The 1726-nt window shown below is 58.4% G+C and carries 2 protein-coding genes; both read right to left on the bottom strand.

Annotated features, from left to right (window positions below):
• Positions 1-59: 59 nt before the first annotated feature.
• Positions 60-332, bottom strand: a complete 273-nt coding sequence (locus AWB65_RS34750; protein WP_087671248.1) for a hypothetical protein — start codon at positions 330-332, stop codon at positions 60-62.
• Positions 333-553: 221 nt separating this feature from the next.
• Positions 554-1204 (bottom strand): BON domain-containing protein, encoded by a 651-nt coding sequence (locus AWB65_RS34755; RefSeq protein WP_087671249.1) that lies wholly within the window; start codon positions 1202-1204, stop codon positions 554-556.
• Between the last annotated feature and the right edge of the window lie 522 nt (positions 1205-1726).

Raw genomic sequence — 1726 nt, forward strand, 5'->3', positions numbered from 1 at the left:
CCGACGATACTGCTCGAAGCCGGCGCCTTGATCTGCTGCCATCGCTAGGGTCTTTTGTCTCATTCAATATAAACGGCCTGCCACCCTGATGCGTTGACCTTTTTCAGCATTGCCCTAAGTAATCGCGTACCCTCGAAGCGCCGCTTTTCGAGCAACTGCCCATCGAGCCCGGACAACTGCTTTGCCCAGACGCTGACCGATTGCCTCGACACATCCAGGCGACGAGCCACCTCGGCTTGCGCACACCGCGCTTGCAGATCGCGTTTCGTTCCCGTTCCCTCGACATGAAGCCTGTCGAGATAACGCGCAAGGAGGCAATTTTTGTCAAACATTTACCGGATTCGGATTAGTTTTTCAATGGAGTTACGCCGAGGTGGTGGCGACAATGACTTCTTCCGGTCTTAGCGACATCGTCTCGGCCGGTAGTGATGAGTCTGAGGCGCAGTTCGCGAAGCAAATACATGTCTACTGCGACGCAAGCCAGCGCGGCACGGCGGAGAGCGTTTTAGAAGATCATCCGCCAGTGGCCTCGTCATGGGCATAGCTCGAGCTTTCACGCAACGTTGACCTGGTCTACGACCCATCGGACTCCTTTGGCTCCCCACGCTGCGTTACAGGCGGCGCGTTTGTCTGCCAGCGAATTCACCGTCCCGGTCAACCTGACGACTCCGTCGTGCGCATCAACCGAGATACCGACGGCCTCGTGCAGGGAGCGCCGCGCCAGCGCTGCGGCAATCTGGGCATGGACATCCTTGGCGATTTCGTTGCTTCGAACTGCGAGCTGGTTTGCGACGCCCACGACCCCGCGCATACGGCTCACAAGCATTTCGGCAGCGTGGCGCTGATAGACCCACGTGACCTCTCCGCTGAGCGTGACACAACCGCGGTCCACCTCGACCCGAACCTCCGTTCCCTCGAATCCTTCCTGCCACTTCAATGCCGATACGATGGCGGCTGCGAGCTCTTCGTCGGAGTGCGTCGTCGGAGACGGTCTCCTAACGGTAAGCTCCAAGACAACTGCGCGGCTTCCAGCGACACGCTGCACCGCTTTTTGCGCCGCGAGCTTTTGGGCACAACTCGATACCGAGCCGGCGAGCGTCACGATGCGGGCGTTGACCTTCACCCGGATCTGTTCTGCATCAATGGCGGGGCCCCAGAGCAATTCCTGCTCGATATCATGCTTGAGGACTTCATCTGACTTCATCTGTGGCTCCTGCGGTGAAGGCCGGCGACATCGGAAGACGCCGGTACGGCAACGCATCCGTTCTGTTTGCGACGCATACTGGTTAGCATCCACCCGCACGTTCGGAACATGTTGATGCTGATCAATTGCTTCGCGTGCCCGACACACCATTGAGCGATCGGCACGTGCGAAATGACCGACAGTATGCGCCTGCATAGTGCAACCGCTTCGATTAGGAAAATTGAGCAGCGGCCAGGGAGCGGAGAGTCGACTCACCCGGCGTTGTCTCCTGAAAACCAATCCATCGGCGTCGGCTTGTTGCAGAAAATCGTCGGGATTACGCGCGCGACGGGGCCGCTCTGCTATGCCAGCCCACGAAAAAGAGAGCGCGTGCCGATCGCGTAGGCCGAGATGATCGACTCCTCGTGAACGTCGAACTTTGTGGCGCGACAATCCGGATGAGAGACGTGTTGCCTCATGGGAGGATGTTACTCCAGCCTAATTGTCGTTTTCACATTCTTTTGCGTTGAAGTCTGGCGCTGC

Source organism: Caballeronia humi, assembly GCF_001544475.1.
Taxonomy (GTDB): Bacteria; Pseudomonadota; Gammaproteobacteria; order Burkholderiales; family Burkholderiaceae; genus Caballeronia; species Caballeronia humi.